The sequence below is a fragment of the Roseovarius sp. B-10 genome, from assembly GCF_056859295.1.
This window is the reverse complement of sequence record NZ_JBSXOE010000021.1, coordinates 61825-78570: the sequence shown is the minus strand read 5'-3', so window position 1 is coordinate 78570 and position 16746 is coordinate 61825. Positions and strand designations below refer to the sequence as shown.

Here is a 16746-nt window from a genome sequence, read left to right as displayed (position 1 = left end):
CGCGTGCATCGCAATCCGGGCGGCGGATCGCCCATCTGGGGGTCGCCCGTAAATGCGCCACCACATCTTGCATTGCGCATTGCGCAGCGCGCGAACCCGAATTTATTCAAGAAAATTGGTGCTTTGAGCACCGCAGTTCATGTGATACTCTCAAAGAAAATAAGCGCGGCAATAATCGTCGCCACGAGGCAGAAACAAGACAAAAAAGAGCAGAACCATGAAAATATGGGGCAGTCGGCCTCTGCTGTGGGGCCTGGTCGCGCTGGCGACGGTCTGGATGCTCGTGATCGTGCCGCTGAGCGCGACGGCAGCTCCCTACGCGGGCTACGTGATCGACGGGCGCAACGGCAAGGTGCTCTATTCCGAGAACGCCAACACGCGACTTCACCCCGCCTCTCTGACCAAGATGATGACGCTCTACATCGTGTTCGAGGCGGTGGAGAACGGTGAGATCGGCCTCGACGATCTTGTGACCATCTCGCGCCACGCCGCCTCCGAGCCGCCCAGCAAGCTGGGCCTGCGCACCGGTCAGCGAATCAAGCTGCGCTATCTCATCCGGGCCGCCGCCGTGCGTTCGGCCAACGATGCCGCCACCGCGCTGGCCGAGGCGATCGAAGGGTCGGAGGCGCGCTTTGCCCGCCGCATGAACCGCACGGCCAAGGCGATGGGGATGACGCGAACCACGTTCAAGAACGCGCATGGCCTGACCGAGAGCGGGCACCTGTCCACGGCCCGCGACATGACGATCCTCGGGCGGCACGTGCTTTATGACTATCCCGATTATTACAACCTGTTCTCGCGGATCACCGCCGATGCCGGCGTCAAACGTGTAAGCCACACCAACCGCCGCATGCTGCGCAGCTACCGCGGCGCGGACGGGATCAAGACCGGCTATACCCGCGCCGCCGGGTTCAACCTCGTGGCAAGTGCCGAGCGGGGAGGCGAGCGCATCATCGCCACCGTGTTCGGCGGCAAATCCACCGCGTCGCGCAACGCGCAGGTGGCCAAGCTGCTCGACCTCGGCTTTCGCAAGGCCGCGCACCGCGTCGCCCTGGCACCGCCGGGCCGTCCGCCCTACCTGGGCAAGCTGGACCATGCGCCGGTAGCGATCGCCGCCGGAGCGGCGCGCCCGGCCTATGCCGCGCGGACGGTGCGGCTTGCCACTGCCGCCGCGGTGCGCAAGAGCCTGCGGCCACGGCCCCGCCCCGGCGCCGAGCCGGTGGCGCCGGCGGCCCCTGTGATGCTGGCCGATGCCGTTCAAATCGAACGCGCGGTGCGCGACGCCGCCGAGGCCACCACGACGGAGGTCGCCGCGGTCGAAGACATCCCGGCATTGCGCCCCGAACCGCGCCCCGAAACGATACCTGACACGGAACCTGCCGCAGAAACCAGGGTGGCAGCCGGGTCGGCGGAGCCGGAACGGGAGGTCGTCACCCGCGTCTCTACCTCCGATGGTCGCCATTGGGGCGTGAATGTCGGGCGTTATCCCAACGAGTTCAAGGCGCGGCAGGTGCTGCTGCGCACAGCGCTGAGCGAGATTTCCACGCTCGACGGCAGTCTGCGCAAGGTGGTGCGCCATCCCACCGGGTTCGACGCGAATTTCATGGGTATGACCCGCGAGTCCGCCGATCTCGCCTGCCGCCGGCTTCAGGCGCGCCAGATCACCTGCTTCATGATCGGGCCCGGCTGAGGCGCGTCAGTCGCCGCGCAGTGTGGCCCATGCATAGGGCGGCCACATCATCGCCCGCCGCAACCGTCCCAAGGGCCAGCGCCGGGGCGGTGTCTGCATGATTTCGGGGTAGCGTGCCCGAGGTGTGCGCCCCGTTGCCAGATCGGCGAGAATCGCGCCCGCGTGGCTGGCCATCGCGACGCCGTTGCCGTGATAGCTCAGCGCGGCGAAGGCGCCCGGCATCTCGGGGATCGGCCCGGCGAAGGGCGTGAGATCGGGGGCGAGCGACAAGAGGCCATTCCAGCCATGCGGCGTCTCGACATGTCGCCATGCCGGGAACATCGCGTCGAAATGCCGCCGGATGGTGCGGTGCATCCGCTCGTCGTGACGTGGCGAGGAGAATAGCCCACCGCGCATCCCGAAGAGCATCCGCCGGTCGGGCATCAGCCGGAAATAATGCAGGAAGAACCGGTCGTCGTAGCACATCTGGTGCGTGGTCCAGCCTTGGGCGGCCAGTTCTTCTTCGGTAAGCGGGCGGGTGACGATCACGTTGGACTGTGTCGGCAGGTAGCGGCCCCGCAGCCAGCCGGGCAGATCGTCCGACGAATAGCCGTTGGTGGCCACGATCAGGCGGCGGGCGGTGATGCGGGCGTCGGGCGTGGTGAGGTGAAAGCGACCATCGGAGCGGATCGCGGTGACCGGCGAATGGGCGTGGATGCGCGCCCCTGCCCCGGTGGCGGCGCGGGCAAGGCCGAGCGCATATTTCAACGGGTTGAGGGCAAAGCCGATAGGCGTTGTGAGGGCCGCGAAGAACGGGCCGCGCATCCCCTCCCGTGCCAGTTCGGCGCCCGGAATGAGCGTGGGTGTTACGCCGTAATCGGCCTCGATCTGCGCGGCGCGGGCCGTGAACCCGGCGGCGGCGCGAGGCGTGTGGGCCATCGCCGTTTCGCCCTCGGAATGGGTGTCGGCAATGATGCCGTGGCGGTCGATCAGGGCGCGCACCGTCTCGACCGCGGCCATCTCGGTGCGCCGCCAATCGCGGCGGGCATCCTCGCCGTGAAACCGGCGAAGCATCGCGTCCGACGCCTTGGCCCCGCCGAGGCAGCAAAACCCGCCGTTGCGCCCCGATGCGCCCCAGCCTACGTGCTCTGCCTCGAAGACGCACACGTCCTCGCCCGCCTCTGCGAGGCGCAGCGCCGCCGACAGCCCGGTGAAGCCCGCGCCGATCACCGCCACGTCGCAGGCGATTTCGCCCTCGGCGGCGGGGTAGTCCGGGATATCGGCGGTCCCGGCCCAGAAGCAGGCGGCGCGCGGACCGGGCCCGTAGGCGTGCGCGGGGAAGATGCGTCTCATACCTGTTGCGCCGCGGCGCGCTCCTCGGCCTGTTGGCGCAAGCTGGCGCGCTTGGTGACGAGCGAGGCGGTGACGACCCCGACGGCCACGATGCCGATCATGATGGTGGATAGCGCGTTGATCTCGGGGCTGACACCCAGCCGGATCGAGGACCAGATCTTTATCGGCAGGGTGGTGGCCGACGGTCCAGCGGTAAAGGACGCGATCACCAGGTCGTCGAGCGAGAGCGTAAAGGCCAGCAGCCATCCCGAGATCACGGCGGGCGCGATGATCGGCAGGGTGACGAGGCGGAACGCGTCGAAGGCCGAACAGCCGAGATCGAGCGCCGCCTCTTCCAGCGAGCGATCGAAGCTCATGAGCCGCGAGGATACCACCACCGCAACAAAGGCCATCGAGAAGGTGGTGTGCGCAAGGATGATGGTGAGGATGCCGCGATCGAGCCCGATGCCGATAAAGAGAAGCAGGAGCGACAGGCCGGTGATCACCTCTGGCATCACCAGCGGCGCGTAGATCATGCCGGAAAACAACGTCCGCCCCGGGAACCGCCCGGCGCGCACCAGCACCAGCGCGGCCATCGTGCCCAGCACCGTGGCAATGGTCGAGGACGCCACCGCCACCTTGAGCGTGACGAGCGCGGCGTCGAGGAACGCCTCGTTCTGGATGAGCGTGCCATACCATTTGGTCGAGAACCCGGCCCAGACGGTTACCAGCTTCGACTCGTTGAAGCTGTAGACGATGAGGATCAGCATCGGCAGGTAGAGAAAGGCGAAGCCGAGGGTGAGAGAGGTGGCGTTGAACCAGGTGACCCGTCTCATGTGTGCGCCCTCGGGTGGCCGATTTCTTTGAAAGAAATCGGGGCGAAATCTTTTGAAGATTTCGGGAAACGGCGTCGTATCATCCCTCGGCCTCCCGGCTTTTCTGCTCGTTGCGCTGGAACAGGATGATCGGGATGATGAGGATCAGCAGCAGCACCACCGCCACCGCGCTTGCCACCGGCCAGTCGCGGTTGTTGAAGAATTCCTCCCACAGCACCTTGCCGATCATCAGCGTGCGTGATCCGCCCAGCAGCGAGGGGATGACGAATTCACCGATGGTGGGGATGAAGACGAGGAAACAGCCCGCCACGATCCCGTTCTTCGACAGCGGCACCGTCACCAGCCAGAAGGCCGTGAGCCGCGAGCAGCCCAGGTCTTCCGCCGCTTCGAGAAGCGAGCCGTCCATTCGCTCGAGCGTCGAGTAGATCGGCAGGATCATGAACGGAAGGTACGTATAGACGATGCCGATATAGACGGCCGTGGGGGTGTTGAGGATATCCAGCGGCTCGGAAATCAGCCCTGCCCAGAGCAGAAGCTGGTTGAGATAGCCCTCGGTCGAGAGAATCCCCATCCACGAATAGACCCGGATGAGAAACGACGTCCAGAACGGCAGGATCACCAGCATCATCAGCGTCGGGCGCCAGTGATCGGGCGCGTTGGCCATGCCATAGGCGATGGGATAGCCCACGATCAGCGTGATGAACGTGGCCAGCGCCGCGATCTGGAGCGACGACAGGTAGGCCTTCCAGTAGAGATCATCGGTGGTCAGGAAGGTAAAGTTCTCGAAATCGAGCGCGGCGAGGAAATCCTTGAACCCTGCCCATCCCTCGGACAGGTCGAGCGTGGGCGTGTAGGGCGGGATCGCAAGCGCGATATCCGACAGCGAAATCTTGAGCACGATTCCGAAAGGAACGAGGAACAGCGCCAGAAGCCAGGCATAGGGTAGCGCGATGAGGGCGAAGCGGCGCATCCCGTCACTCCCTCAAGAGCACGGCGGCGGTATCGGTCCACGACAGCCACACCGTGTCTTCCCAAGTGAAATCGCGACGCGAGAGGCGGCGGGTGTTGGCGGCCTGCGCCTTGACCATCTGCCCGCCTTCGATCTCGACATGGTAGGTCGAGAGATTGCCGAGATAGGCGATGTCGATGATCGTGCCCTGCACGGCATTGCGGCGGTCCGCCGGGCGCTCGGCGGTGATCGAAACCTTTTCGGGGCGCAGCGCGAGGTGACAGCTCTCGCCCTCGGCGAGGTCGATATCGAAGGCCGAGTAGATCGGTGCGGCCGCTTCGGCATAGTGCACCTCGTAGCCCTCGCCCGCCCGGCTGGCACGACCGGAGATGATCGTCACATCGCCAATGAAATCCGCGACATAGGTGGTGCTCGGGTTTTCATAGATGCGCGCGGGCGTGTCGGCCTGCACGATGCGGCCCTCGTCCATCACCGCGACGCGGCTGGCCACGGTCATCGCCTCTTCCTGGTCGTGGGTGACGATGACGAAGGTGGTGCCGGTCTTTTCCTGGATGTCCATCAGCTCGAACTGCGTGGCCTGCCGCAGCTTGGCGTCGAGCGCGCCCAATGGCTCGTCGAGCAGCAAGAGCTTGGGCGCCTTGGCGAGGCTGCGCGCGAGCGCCACGCGCTGCCGCTGGCCGCCGGAAATCTGGTGCGGTTTGCGGCGGGCGAATTGCGTGAGCCGCGTGAGCTTGAGCATTTCCTCGACCCGCGCGGCGATCGCGTCCTTCGACATGCGATCGCGCTTGAGGCCGAAGGCGATGTTGTCCCACACGGAGAGATGCGGAAAGAGCGCGTAGGACTGGAACATCATGTTCACCGCGCGCTTGTTGGGCGGGATGGGGGCGATGTCCTGCCCGCCCAGCAGGATGGTACCCTCGGTCGGTGCCTCGAAGCCGGCGAGCATCCGCATCATCGTGGTCTTGCCGCAGCCCGAGGGGCCGAGAAGGGCGAAAAACTCTTTCTCGTAGATGTCGAATGTCTGGTTGTCGATGGCGGTGAAATCGCCGAACCGCTTGGTGACATTCTTGAACTGGATGAGCGGTTTTTCGTCCGGATCGTTCCACGGCTCGAAGACGGTCTGCCCCATGCTGCCCCCGGCATTTACGGATATGAAAAGGCCCGCGCCGGGAGGGCGCGGGCCGGTCATCGCGATCAGGTGCCGGACTTGATCTTGGTCCACAGACGGGTGACTACCCGCTGCACCTTTGCCGGGTAGGGCGTGGTGGTAAACAGGTTGTCGAGCGCCTCCTGCGAGGGATAGATCGCGGGATCGCCGATCACGTCCTCGACCAGGTATTCCTGCGACGCCTTGTTGCCGTTGGCGTAGTAGACATAGTTCGACGCCGTCGCCATGTTCTGTGCGTCCATGATGAAGTTCAGGAACGTGTGGGCGCCGTCGGGGTTCGGGGCATCGACCGGAATGGCCATCTGGTCGAACCACATCTGCGCGCCTTCCTTGGGGGCGTTGTAGACGATCTCGACACCGTTATCGGCCTCGTCGGCACGGTCGCGCGCCTGAAGGATGTCGCCGGACCAGCCCACCGCGACGCAGATATCACCGTTGGCCAGCGCGTTGATGTATTCGGAGCTGTGGAACTTCTGGATGTAGGGGCGGATCGCCATCAGGATCGGCTCGACCTTGGCGATCACGTCCGGGTCATGGCTGTTCGGATCTTCGCCGATATAGTTGAGCGCCATCGGGATCATCTCGGCGGGGGCATCGAGGAAATGCACGCCGCAGTCGCCTAGCTTCTCCATGTTGTCGGGGTTGAGCACCAGCTCGAGGCTGTCGAGCGGCGCATCCTCGCCCAGTGCCTCCTGCACCTTGCCGACATTGGCGCCGATGCCGGTGGTGCCCCACATGTAGTTGATCGAGTAGGCGTTTTCCGGGTCGTATTGCTCGGTACGCTTGGTGACCACGTCCCACATGTTATCCAGATTGGGCAGCTTGGACTTGTCGAGCTTCTGGAACGCGCCCGCCTGGATCTGACGTTGCAGGAAGGTGCCCGAGGGCACCACCACGTCATAGCCCGAGCCGCCGGCGAGCATCTTGGTTTCCAGCACCTCGTTGCTGTCGAACACGTCGTAGACGAGATCGAGGCCGGTCTCTTCCTCGAACTTGGTGAGCAGCGATTCGTCGATATAGTCGGACCAGTTGTAGACCCGCACTTCCTCTGCCGAGGCGACGGCGGTACCGAGTGCGAGCGTGGCGGTGGTGGTCAGTATAAGGTATTTCATGGTGATCTCCCGTTGGTTCGGCATGTTGTCTGCCTTGGCGGCATTTGATCAAAAACTACCGCGGATGGCAATATGGTAATGTTTTCACGCAGCCGTTAAACTCGCAAGCGATGAGTTTGCACAGACATCGGGGATGCCGGAGTGACATCGAGAACCGCACGTAAAACGGGCAGCGAGACCGCCCTCGCCCCGCGCCTTCCGGCGCATGAGACGATCTATCGCGAGTTGCGCGCGCTGGTGCTCTTTGGCGATCTGGCCCCCGGACAGGCGGTAACGATCCAGGGGCTGTGCGACCGGCTCGGTGCGGGCATGACGCCGGTGCGCGAGGCACTGCGGCGGCTGATCGCCGAGGGCGCGCTGGAGTTCCAGGGCAACAGGCGGGTCTCGGTGCCGCTGCTGGATGCCGGGAATATCGGGGAGTTGATCTTTGCGCGTCAATGGCTTGACCCTCACCTCGCGCGGCGCGCGACAGAACGCGCAACGCCTGCGGACCTTGACCACCTGACCGAGGTCGACGACGACCTCGACCGCGCCATCCTGCGCGGGGACATGCGCGCCTATCTCGAGCTCAACTACCGCTTTCACCGCGCGCTCTACGAAATTGCGGTGGCCCCGATCCTGACAGACGTGGCAGACGGGCTATGGCTGCGCTTTGGTCCGTCGCTGCGCGTGGTGTGCGGACGGGTGGGCACCGAGGGCCTGCCTGACCGGCACAAGGACCTGCTCGCGGCGATGCGCGCGGGCGATGCCGAGGCCGCGGCGCAGGCAATCCGTGCCGACGTGGTGCAGGGGATGGAGCAGGTACGCCAATCGCTGTCGCGCCAGCCGCGGGACGACTGATTCGATTGACAGAGATAAATTTGATCATATTCTTGGTGGAAGGCGGCTGACCGGGCCGCACCCCCGATTCCCCGAGACGAAAGGGTCCGCCATGACCACGATCACCAATCACCTGCCCACCGCCGAGCTTCAGGCGCTCGATGCCGCGCATCACATGCATCCCTTTACCCATGGTGACGCGATCAACGCCAAGGGCGCGCGCATCGTCACCCGCGCGCGCGGCGTGACGCTGACCGACAGCGACGGCAACGAGATTCTCGACGCGATGGCGGGCTTGTGGTGCGTCAATATCGGCTACGGGCGCGAGGAGCTGGCCGAGGTAGCAGCGCGGCAGATGCGCGAGCTGCCATATTACAACACGTTCTTCCAGACCAGCCACGTGCCCGCCATCGCGCTGGCCAAGCGGTTGGCGGAACTGGCGCCGGGCGATCTCAACCACGTGTTTTATGCCTGTTCGGGCTCGGAGGCCAATGACACCAATATCCGCATGGTGCGCACCTACTGGGCGGAGAAGGGCGAGCCGGAGCGCAATGTCATCATCGCGCGGCACAACGGCTATCACGGCTCGTCGATGGGCAGCGCGAGCCTTGGCGGCATGGGGGGCATGCACGCGCAGGGCGGTATGCCCATTCCCGACATCCACCATATCGACCAGCCCCACTGGTATGCCGAGGGCGGCGATACGGACCCGGAGGCATTCGGCCTCGCCCGCGCGCGGCAACTGGAGGAGAAGATCGAGGAACTGGGGCCGCACCGCATCGCCGCCTTCATCGGTGAGCCGGTGCAGGGCGCGGGCGGCGTGATCATTCCGCCCGACAGCTATTGGCCCGAGATACAGCGGATTTGCGACAAGTACGGCATCCTGCTCATCGCCGACGAGGTGATCTGCGGGTTCGGTCGCACGGGCAACTGGTTCGGCAGCCAGACGCTCGGCATTCGCCCCGACATCATGACCATCGCCAAGGGTCTGTCGTCGGGCTATGCGCCGATCGGCGGGTCGATCGTGTCGGACGAGGTGGCGCGCGTGCTGAATGGTTGCGAGTTCAACCACGGCTATACCTATTCGGGGCACCCGGTGTCCTGCGCCGTGGCGCTGGAGAACCTGCGCATCCTCGACGAGGAGGGGATCGTCACCCGCGTGGCCGAAGAAACCGGCCCTTACCTGAAGGAAAAATGGGAGAGCCTCGCCGCGCACCCGATGGTGGGCGAGGCGCGGATCGTGGGCATGATGGGGTCCATCGCGCTGACACCGGACAAGGGCGCGCGCGCGAAGTTCGCCTCGGAGCCGGGGACGGTGGGCTATATCTGCCGCGAGCGGTGCTTTGCCAACAACCTGGTGATGCGCCACGTGGGCGACCGCATGATCATTTCGCCGCCGCTGGTGATCTCGAAGTCGGAAATCGACACGCTGATCGACCGGGCGTGGCGCTCGCTCGACGAGGCCGAACGGCAGGTCCGCGACGAGGGGCTGATGAAGGCGGCGGCGTGAGGGGTGGTTTGAGGCGCTGACGCGGCTGGCCTGTTCCTGCCATTCGCCTCCTGCGCCCCGCGCGGAATCCCTGCGCCCCGCGCGGAATCAAGGCGTGCTTGCACGCCGCCGCGCGAGCGCCAGCCCGCCCCCCGGGCTGGCGATTGGGTAACGCTGGCGCAAAGCTCTGATCTCTCTCGGGAACCCGGAGATAGAGCACAATAGACCAGCCATCGGATCGCCATCCCGCGGGCTGGCGCTCGCGCGGCTCATCACCGCCCCACCGCTCTTGCCCCCCGCCCCCTCCCGCGCGACAGTGAGGCAAAGCAACCGGAGGGCGGCAAATGGCGAAGCTTGAGGACCGGATCGCGCAGGGGCGGGGCGACAAACCGGCAGACCTCGTACTGCGGGGCGGTGCGGTGTTCGACCTGGTCACGGGGGCGATGATCCCCGGCGACGTCGCGATCTGCGGCGATACCATCGTCGGCGTCGGCGCCGAGTACGAGGGGCGGCAGGTGATCGACGTGAAGGGCCTCACCCTCGTGCCCGGCTTCATCGACACGCATCTGCATATCGAAAGCTCGCTGGTCACGCCGCTGGAATTCGACCGCTGCGTAACGCCCCGGGGCGTGACCACCGCGATTTGCGATCCGCACGAGATTGCCAACGTGATGGGGCTGGATGGCATCCGTTATTTCCAGGAGGCGAGTGCGCATACGCTGATGGATATCAGGGTGCAACTCAGCTCCTGCGTGCCGTCCACGGACATGGAAACGGCGGGCGCCGAGATCGGGGCCGAGGATTTGCGAGAGGTGATGGGGCACCCCTCGGGCATCGGGCTGGCCGAGGTGATGAACTATCCCGGCGTGATCCATCGCGATCCCGGCATGATGGCCAAGCTGCGGCTTTTCGAGGGGGGCCACATGGACGGGCATTGCCCGCAACTTTCGGGGCGCGATCTCAACGCCTATTGCGCTGCCGGTATCCGCACCGAGCACGAGGCGACCACCGTCGAGGAGGCGCGCGAGAAGCTGCAAAGGGGGATGCGGGTGCTGATCCGCGAAGGCTCGGTCAGCAAGGATCTCGAGGCGCTGGCGCCGCTGCTGTCGGACATCACCGCGCCCTACATGTGCCTATGCACCGATGACCGCAACCCGCTCGATATCGCCGAGGAAGGCCATCTCGACCACATGATCCGGCGGCTCATCGCGCGCGGGGCCTCGCCGCTCGCGGCCTATCGCGCGGCGTCGCTGTCGGGGGCCGAGGCGTTCGGGCTGCGCGACCGGGGGCTGATCGCGCCGGGGCGACGGGCGGATATCGTGGCGGTGGGATCGCTGGAGGATTGCGACGCGCGGCTGGTGTTGTGCGCGGGCCGGGTGGCCGATGAGGCCGCGTTTGGCACGCGCGACGGGGTGGCCCCGGTGGGGCGACGTTCGGTCATGGCCCCGCGCGTGCGCGCCGAGAATTTCCGCCACGGCGGCAACCGGGCGGAAACGGATGTGATCGGCATCCTGGAGGGACGCATCCTGACAGAGCACCTGCGCGAGGAGATCGCACCCGAGGACGGCGACAAGCGCCCCGACGCGGGCCGCGACCTGGTGCGGATCGCGGTGGTGGAGCGGCACGGGAAGAACGGCAACATCGCCACCGGCTTCGTGCGCGGCTTTGGCCTGCGGGCGGGGGCCATTGCCTCGACCGTGTGCCACGACCACCACAACATCGCCTGCGTCGGCATGGATTACGGCGACATGGCCGTGGCGGTGAACCGGATGGCCGAGATCGAAGGCGGCTTCGTGGTGGTGGAAGGCGGCCGGGTGCTGGCCGAATTGCCGCTGCCGGTGGCCGGGCTGATGAGTCTTGCGCCGTTCGAGGAGGTGCGCGCGCGGCTGGTGGATTTGCGCGCGGCGGCGAAATCGCTCGGCGTGGCGCTGCACGAGCCGTTCCTGCAGCTGGCTTTCCTGGCGCTGCCGGTGATTCCGGCGCTCAAGATCACCGACCGGGGGCTGGTGGACGTGACGCGCTTCGAGTTGATCGGGTGAAAGAGTGGGGCGGGGCTGGCCTAGAGGGGACATTGAACCGTCTGGCGATGAGCCGCGCAGCGCCCGACCGCCGGGTGGGCACAAAACCGGTTACGCAGCGCGATTTATGGTGCAAGATACTTCTGGAATTACCGTTACTTGCACCGTCGAGGAGCGCCCGCCCGAGGGGGCGGTCGGGCGCTGCGCGGCGGCGCGTAAACGCGCCTCGATTCCGCGCATGGGCACCAAGACCTGAACGTCCGCTCCAGGTCATTCGCGACGACACACGAGCGCAAGCCCCCCCGATTACGCCCCTCAGAATGCCTTGAAGGTTAGCGTCGTCTCGGTTCTCTCGATCCCCTCGATATCGAGCAGGTTGTCGTTGATGTATTTGCCGATATCCGCGTCCTCTGGGACATAGAGTTTCATCAAGAGGTCGAACGGGCCGGAGGTGGAGTGCAGTTCCGAGTGTATCTCGCGCAGGGCGATATCCTCGGCCACGTGGTAGGAGTGGCCGGGCTTGCAGCGGATGTTGATGAAGACGCAGCGCATTTTGGCTCTCCCGCTGTGGTGATTTCTCCACGAGTATTTCCGCTACGCGCGCGATTGTCCATGACCTCGGGGCGGGGTGAGGATGGGCCGCAGAAGCGCCAGCGGATGCGCGCGCAGGGACAGACGCAGGGAGGCGTAATCCTCGACCATTTCCTCGCCGAGGCTCATCGCGGGCAGGGTTGCCTCGGGCTCGTCGATCCGCTCGCCGTCGAGGTCGCAGGCAAAGAGCGGCAGCGGCGCGGCGCTGCGAATCGCGCGCGCCTGCCAGAGCGCGTCGCGGCGCGACATCCCCAACGCGGCAAAGGCGTCGGCCTCGGCCAGCCGCGCGATGAGCGCAGGCGCGGTGCCCGCGCGTCGCCACACGTCCTCGGGGCCGAGATAGCCGTTGCCGCGCGCCGCCGCGATCCAGTCGGCCTCTTCGCGGGCCACGCCCCGCACCTGCCGAAAGCCCAGCCGCAGCGCCAGCCCGCCGCGCCCGTCGGGCTCTAGCGTGTTGTCCCAGCAGGACGCGTTGATGCAGACGGGGCGCACCGTCACACCATGTTCGCGCGCGTCGCGCACGATTTGCGCGGGGGCGTAAAAGCCCATCGGCTGGGAATTGAGCAGCGCGCAGGCAAAGACCGCCGGGTGGTGGCACTTGATCCAGGCGCTGGCATAGACCAGCAGGGCAAAGCTGGCCGCGTGGCTCTCGGGGAAGCCGTAGCTGCCGAACCCCTCGATCTGGCTGAAACAGCGCTCGGCAAAGTCCATGTCATAGCCGTTCTCGCGCATCCCCCGCAGGAAGCGGTTGCGAAACTCGCTGACATTGCCATGCTTCTTGAACGTCGCCAGCGACCGGCGCAGGCGGTCGGCCTCTTCCGGCGAGAAGCCCGCGCCGATGATGGCGATCTGCATCGCCTGTTCCTGGAAAAGCGGCACGCCCAGCGTCTTGCCCAGCACGCGGCCCAGTTCGTCCGAGGGAAAGCTGACCGCCTCTTCGCCATTGCGGCGGCGGATGAAGGGATGGACCATATCGCCCTGGATCGGCCCGGGGCGGATAATCGCCACCTGGATCACCAAGTCATAGAAGCTGCGCGGGCGCATCCGGGGCAGGAAATTCATCTGCGCGCGGCTTTCCACCTGGAACACGCCGAGGCTGTCGGCGCGGCCCAGCATCTCGTAGACGCGCCCGTCCTCGGGCGGTAGCGTGGCGAGGTCGTAGCGCGTGCCGTGGTGATCGGCCAAGAGGTCGAACGCGCGGCGCAGGCAGCTCAGCATGCCCAGCGCCAGCACGTCCACCTTGAGGATGCCGAGGGTGTCGATGTCGTCCTTGTCCCAGCAGATCACCGTGCGCTCCTCCATCGCCGCGTTCTCGATGGGCACAAGCTCGTCCAGCCGGTCGGCGGCGATGACGAAACCGCCAACATGCTGGCTCAGGTGGCGGGGAAAGCCGATGATCTCGTCCACCAGATCGAGCGTCAGGGCAAGGCGGCGGTCGCGCGGGTCGAGGCCGACCCCGGCGAGGCGCGCCGCGTCGGGGCGACGCGCGCTGCCCGCGCCCCATATCTGTGACGAGATCGCCGACAGCATATCCTCCGACAGGCCCATCGCGCGGCCCACCTCGCGGATGGCGCGCTTGGCGCGGTAATGGATCACCGTGGCGCACAGCCCGGCGCGGTGCCGCCCGTAGCGGTCATAAATCCACTGGATCACCTCCTCGCGGCGCTCATGCTCGAAATCCACGTCGATATCGGGCGGCTCGTCGCGGGCCTCTGACACGAAGCGCTCGAACACCATGGTGCCGATTTCGGGGCTGACCGAGGTGACGCCGAGGCAGTAGCAGACCACCGAATTGGCCGCCGAGCCACGCCCCTGGCACAGGATGCCGCGTGAGCGGGCAAAGGCCACCACGTCATGCACGGTCAGGAAATAGGGCTCGTAGCGCATCCGCGCGATGAGGGCCAACTCGTGCTCCATCATCGCGCGCACGCGGTCAGGCGCGCCCTGCGGATAGCGCCAGTTCAGGCCCGCCTCGGCCAACCGCCGCAGCCGCGCGGTCGGGGTCTCGCCGCCCTCCGCCTCGCTGGGATAGTCGTGGCGCAGCTCGTCGAGCGAGAAGGTCAGCCGCGCGGCCAGCGCCGTGGCGCGGTCCACCGCGTCCTCGTGCCCCGTGAACAGGCGGCGCATCTCGGCCTCCGAGCGCAGCCGTCCTTCGGCATTGGGCAGGGCGTGGCGGCCCAGCCGGTCCACCGTCAGCCCGAGCCGGATCGCGCTCAGCACATCGGCGAGGCGGCGGCGATGGGCGCGGTGCAGGATCGGGCAGGCGGCGGCGACAGTGGGCAGGCCGAGCCGCGCCGCGATCCCCGCCAGCCGGTCAAAGCGTGCAGGATCGCGCCCGTCGTAATGCGGGTGCAGGAGCAGGTGCAGCCGATCCCCGAGGCGGCCCCTCAGCCGCCGCGCCTGATCCTGCCAGCCGGGCGCGGTTTCGGGGTGCAGGAGGAGGTGCAGCCCCCCTGCCCCCTCCAGCACGTCGGCAAGGGTCAGATCGCAGCCCCCCTTGGCCGCGCGCCGCCGCCCAAGCGTCAGGAGCCGACAGAGCCGCGCCCAGCCCTGCCGGTCGCCGGGCAGCGCGGTGAGCGTGAGGCCATCGCGCAGCACCAGCCGGGTGGCGGGAATGAGGCGGGGAGCGTTGGCCCATGCGGGCGGCGCGGGGTGCGGTGCGGGCGGGCCGTGCAGCCCCTCGCGCGCCTCCAGCGCCCGCCGCTCGCGCACCTGCCGCGCGATCTCTCTCGCGCGGGCATGGGCGCGCACGATCCCCGCCACGGAATTCACATCGGCAATCGCCACGCCCGCGAGGCCCAGCGCGGCGGCACGCTCGATGTATTCCTCGGGGTGGGCGGCCCCGGTGAGAAAGGTGAAATTCGAGGTGGCGCAGAGTTCGGCGAACATCATGGGCGATTCGGTCAGGCAGCGTTCCGGTCAGGATATTCATGTTTTGTTCTTTTGTGGAGTCGCCTGCCCACCCTGCGACAAAACCGGCGCGGGCCGTCTTGCGGGTTCACAAATTCGTGACCGCGCATATAACCGGATGCCGGAAAGGCAGGGGACATGACGGGCAGGCGGAGCATGGGCAGAAGGTGGGTGCGCGGCGGCGCGGCGGTGCTGCTGGCGCTGACCCTCGCGCTGCGCGTCGCGGCGCTGCCGGTGGTGATGGCGGGCGGCGCACCCGGCCCCGGCATGATGGCGATCTGCACCGGGGCCGAGATCATCTATGTCCCCATCGGCGGCGGCCCGGTCGAGCCCGCGCCCGACGCGGTCCACGACCCCTGCCCCGCCTTCGGCATCACCGCCGCGCTCGCCCTGCCCGACATTGGCGTGACCGTTCCCGCCGGACGGCTGGTTTCGCTCACCCCTGTGCCCGGCCAAGCGGCACGCGTCGCAGCGCGCCCTGCCCCCGCGCACCGGCCCCGCGCCCCGCCCCTCGCCTGATCTGACCCTGACACCCTCAAGACAGATCACCGGGCCGCCCCGAGGCGCGCCCGATTGCGAAGGACGACACGATGCTGAAACGATCCCTTGGCGCAGCGCTGGCCTGCGCCGGGCTGCTGGCCAGTATGGCCACGGCCCAGACCATGACCCCGATGGCCATGCAGGCGGGGGGCGCGATGCCCCACGACCACGCCCGCCACCACATGCATCGCCACGGGCCCGTCGGCCTGCCGGGCCGCCACCAGATCCCCGAGGGGCGGATGGTGCTCGTCTATCGGGCGGGGGCGATGGCCATGTCGGGCATCCGCGCGGGCACCGACGATCTCGACCCGGCCACGTTGGTGACGACCGTGCCCAATGCCTTTGCCGGCATGCCGGGCCAGCCGCCCACGATCCGCATGGCCCCGGTGGAGATGACCGGCGAGATGCACATGCTGGGCGCGATGTATGGCGCGGGCGCGCGGCTCACGGTGATGGGCATGCTGCCCTATGTGAAGAAATCCATGACCATGCGGACCTATGCCGGACCCGCCGGAACCGCCGTCCTGGGGCAGAGCACCACGCGAAGTGACGGCCTGGGCGATATCCGCCTCGGCGCGCTGTGGTCGCTGCACGAGGCGGGGCGCAACCGCACCGCGCTCGGCCTGGGCCTGAGCCTGCCGACCGGCTCGATCACCGAGACGGGGCAGATGCTCAGCCCGATGGGCACCACGCCCACCATGCGGCTGGCCTATTCGATGCAACTCGGCTCGGGCACCTATGACCTGCACCCCGCCCTGACATGGGAGGCCGGGCGCGGCGCGCTCAACTGGGGGGCGCAGGCGCGCGGGATCATCCGGCTGGGCGAGAATGACGAGGGCTATCGGCACGGCCACGAGGCGGCGGTCTCGGGCTGGCTCAGCTATCGCGCGGCACCGTGGATCAGCTATTCGGGCCGACTGGAATACCGCCACGCCGGGCGCATTCACGGGCGCGATCCGCGCATCATGGGGCCGTCGCTCGGGGCCGACCCGCGCAATTACGGCGGGCGTTACGTGACGCTCCATGCCGGGGCCGACCTCGCGCCGAAAAAGGGGCTGTTCAAGGGTCACCGGATCGGGGTGGAGCTGGGCGTGCCGCTCTACCAGGACCTGAACGGCGTGCAGTCAAAGACGGACTGGACCCTCGCGCTGGCATGGCGCAAGCCGTTCTAGGGGGCAGAGCGGGGGGGGGCGTGGCGTAAAGCGGTCGTTGGGCAGGATGCGATGAGCCGCGCGAGTGCCCGACCGCGGGCGGATGCTCCGACGGCTTTGGTCGTCGCTTTATGGCACCAT

At 67.1% G+C, this 16746-nt stretch carries 13 protein-coding genes; 6 read left to right on the top strand and 7 right to left on the bottom strand.

The features are described from left to right. The first annotated feature begins 217 nt into the window (after window positions 1-217). Window positions 218-1690 (top strand): D-alanyl-D-alanine carboxypeptidase family protein, encoded by a 1473-nt coding sequence (locus AC13D8_RS03545; RefSeq protein WP_482967645.1) that lies wholly within the window; start codon window positions 218-220, stop codon window positions 1688-1690. Window positions 1691-1696: 6 nt separating this feature from the next. Here the strand turns inward: AC13D8_RS03545 and AC13D8_RS03540 are convergent, their stop codons facing one another. The 5 genes from AC13D8_RS03540 to AC13D8_RS03520 all read right to left on the bottom strand — a co-directional run bounded on the left by AC13D8_RS03540 (window position 1697) and on the right by AC13D8_RS03520 (window position 7087). Continuing rightward, entirely contained in the window at window positions 1697-3022 is a 1326-nt protein-coding gene (locus AC13D8_RS03540) for an NAD(P)/FAD-dependent oxidoreductase (protein ID WP_482967644.1), read from the bottom strand. After that, window positions 3019-3837 (bottom strand): ABC transporter permease, encoded by an 819-nt coding sequence (locus tag AC13D8_RS03535; protein ID WP_482967643.1) that lies wholly within the window; start codon window positions 3835-3837, stop codon window positions 3019-3021. Before AC13D8_RS03535 ends, AC13D8_RS03540 begins: the two co-directional genes overlap by 4 nt. A gap of 79 nt (window positions 3838-3916) precedes the next feature. Further along, the gene (locus AC13D8_RS03530; RefSeq protein ID WP_129433842.1) at window positions 3917-4807 is read right to left on the bottom strand and encodes an ABC transporter permease subunit; all 891 of its coding nucleotides are present in this window, start codon (window positions 4805-4807) and stop codon (window positions 3917-3919) included. 4 nt (window positions 4808-4811) lie between these two features. Next, window positions 4812-5936 (bottom strand): ABC transporter ATP-binding protein, encoded by a 1125-nt coding sequence (locus AC13D8_RS03525; RefSeq protein WP_482967642.1) that lies wholly within the window; start codon window positions 5934-5936, stop codon window positions 4812-4814. A gap of 65 nt (window positions 5937-6001) precedes the next feature. Then, the gene (locus tag AC13D8_RS03520; RefSeq protein ID WP_129433838.1) at window positions 6002-7087 is read right to left on the bottom strand and encodes a polyamine ABC transporter substrate-binding protein; all 1086 of its coding nucleotides are present in this window, start codon (window positions 7085-7087) and stop codon (window positions 6002-6004) included. 141 nt (window positions 7088-7228) lie between these two features. On the opposite strand from AC13D8_RS03520, the gene AC13D8_RS03515 reads away from it, so the two are divergent. The 3 genes from AC13D8_RS03515 to ade all read left to right on the top strand — a co-directional run bounded on the left by AC13D8_RS03515 (window position 7229) and on the right by ade (window position 11434). Then, window positions 7229-7927 (top strand): GntR family transcriptional regulator, encoded by a 699-nt coding sequence (locus AC13D8_RS03515; RefSeq protein WP_482967641.1) that lies wholly within the window; start codon window positions 7229-7231, stop codon window positions 7925-7927. A gap of 91 nt (window positions 7928-8018) precedes the next feature. Continuing rightward, on the top strand, window positions 8019-9416 hold the full coding sequence (locus AC13D8_RS03510) for an aspartate aminotransferase family protein (RefSeq protein ID WP_482967640.1): 1398 nt from the start codon (window positions 8019-8021) through the stop codon (window positions 9414-9416). A gap of 323 nt (window positions 9417-9739) precedes the next feature. Next, window positions 9740-11434 (top strand): adenine deaminase, encoded by a 1695-nt coding sequence (gene ade / locus AC13D8_RS03505; protein ID WP_482967639.1) that lies wholly within the window; start codon window positions 9740-9742, stop codon window positions 11432-11434. A 294-nt stretch (window positions 11435-11728) separates the two neighbouring features. Here the strand turns inward: ade and AC13D8_RS03500 are convergent, their stop codons facing one another. Next, window positions 11729-11965 carry an Lrp/AsnC ligand binding domain-containing protein gene (locus AC13D8_RS03500; protein WP_129433830.1) on the bottom strand — a complete coding sequence of 79 codons (237 nt, stop codon included), beginning with the start codon at window positions 11963-11965 and terminating at the stop codon, window positions 11729-11731. 42 nt (window positions 11966-12007) lie between these two features. Next, window positions 12008-14893, bottom strand: a complete 2886-nt coding sequence (locus AC13D8_RS03495) for an error-prone DNA polymerase (protein ID WP_482967708.1) — start codon at window positions 14891-14893, stop codon at window positions 12008-12010. A gap of 177 nt (window positions 14894-15070) precedes the next feature. Here AC13D8_RS03495 and AC13D8_RS03490 point away from each other — a divergent pair, with 177 nt between their 5' ends. Together AC13D8_RS03490 and AC13D8_RS03485 are read left to right on the top strand one after the other, a co-directional pair. Continuing rightward, the gene (locus AC13D8_RS03490) at window positions 15071-15433 is read left to right on the top strand and encodes a hypothetical protein (RefSeq protein WP_482967638.1); all 363 of its coding nucleotides are present in this window, start codon (window positions 15071-15073) and stop codon (window positions 15431-15433) included. A 71-nt stretch (window positions 15434-15504) separates the two neighbouring features. After that, window positions 15505-16626 carry a transporter gene (locus AC13D8_RS03485; protein WP_482967637.1) on the top strand — a complete coding sequence of 374 codons (1122 nt, stop codon included), beginning with the start codon at window positions 15505-15507 and terminating at the stop codon, window positions 16624-16626. Window positions 16627-16746: the final 120 nt, after the last annotated feature.

Bases quoted from the DNA above. Each gene is read 5' to 3' on its own strand.
- AC13D8_RS03545 (WP_482967645.1), top strand. From the start codon at position 218: ATGAAAATATGGGGCAGTCGGCCTCTGCTGTGGGGCCTGGTCGCGCTG.
- AC13D8_RS03540 (WP_482967644.1), bottom strand. From the start codon at position 3,022: ATGAGACGCATCTTCCCCGCGCACGCCTACGGGCCCGGTCCGCGCGCC.
- AC13D8_RS03535 (WP_482967643.1), bottom strand. From the start codon at position 3,837: ATGAGACGGGTCACCTGGTTCAACGCCACCTCTCTCACCCTCGGCTTC.
- AC13D8_RS03530 (WP_129433842.1), bottom strand. From the start codon at position 4,807: ATGCGCCGCTTCGCCCTCATCGCGCTACCCTATGCCTGGCTTCTGGCG.
- AC13D8_RS03525 (WP_482967642.1), bottom strand. From the start codon at position 5,936: ATGGGGCAGACCGTCTTCGAGCCGTGGAACGATCCGGACGAAAAACCG.
- AC13D8_RS03520 (WP_129433838.1), bottom strand. From the start codon at position 7,087: ATGAAATACCTTATACTGACCACCACCGCCACGCTCGCACTCGGTACC.
- AC13D8_RS03510 (WP_482967640.1), top strand. From the start codon at position 8,019: ATGACCACGATCACCAATCACCTGCCCACCGCCGAGCTTCAGGCGCTC.
- ade (WP_482967639.1), top strand. From the start codon at position 9,740: ATGGCGAAGCTTGAGGACCGGATCGCGCAGGGGCGGGGCGACAAACCG.
- AC13D8_RS03500 (WP_129433830.1), bottom strand. From the start codon at position 11,965: ATGCGCTGCGTCTTCATCAACATCCGCTGCAAGCCCGGCCACTCCTAC.
- AC13D8_RS03495 (WP_482967708.1), bottom strand. From the start codon at position 14,893: ATGTTCGCCGAACTCTGCGCCACCTCGAATTTCACCTTTCTCACCGGG.
- AC13D8_RS03490 (WP_482967638.1), top strand. From the start codon at position 15,071: ATGGGCAGAAGGTGGGTGCGCGGCGGCGCGGCGGTGCTGCTGGCGCTG.
- AC13D8_RS03485 (WP_482967637.1), top strand. From the start codon at position 15,505: ATGCTGAAACGATCCCTTGGCGCAGCGCTGGCCTGCGCCGGGCTGCTG.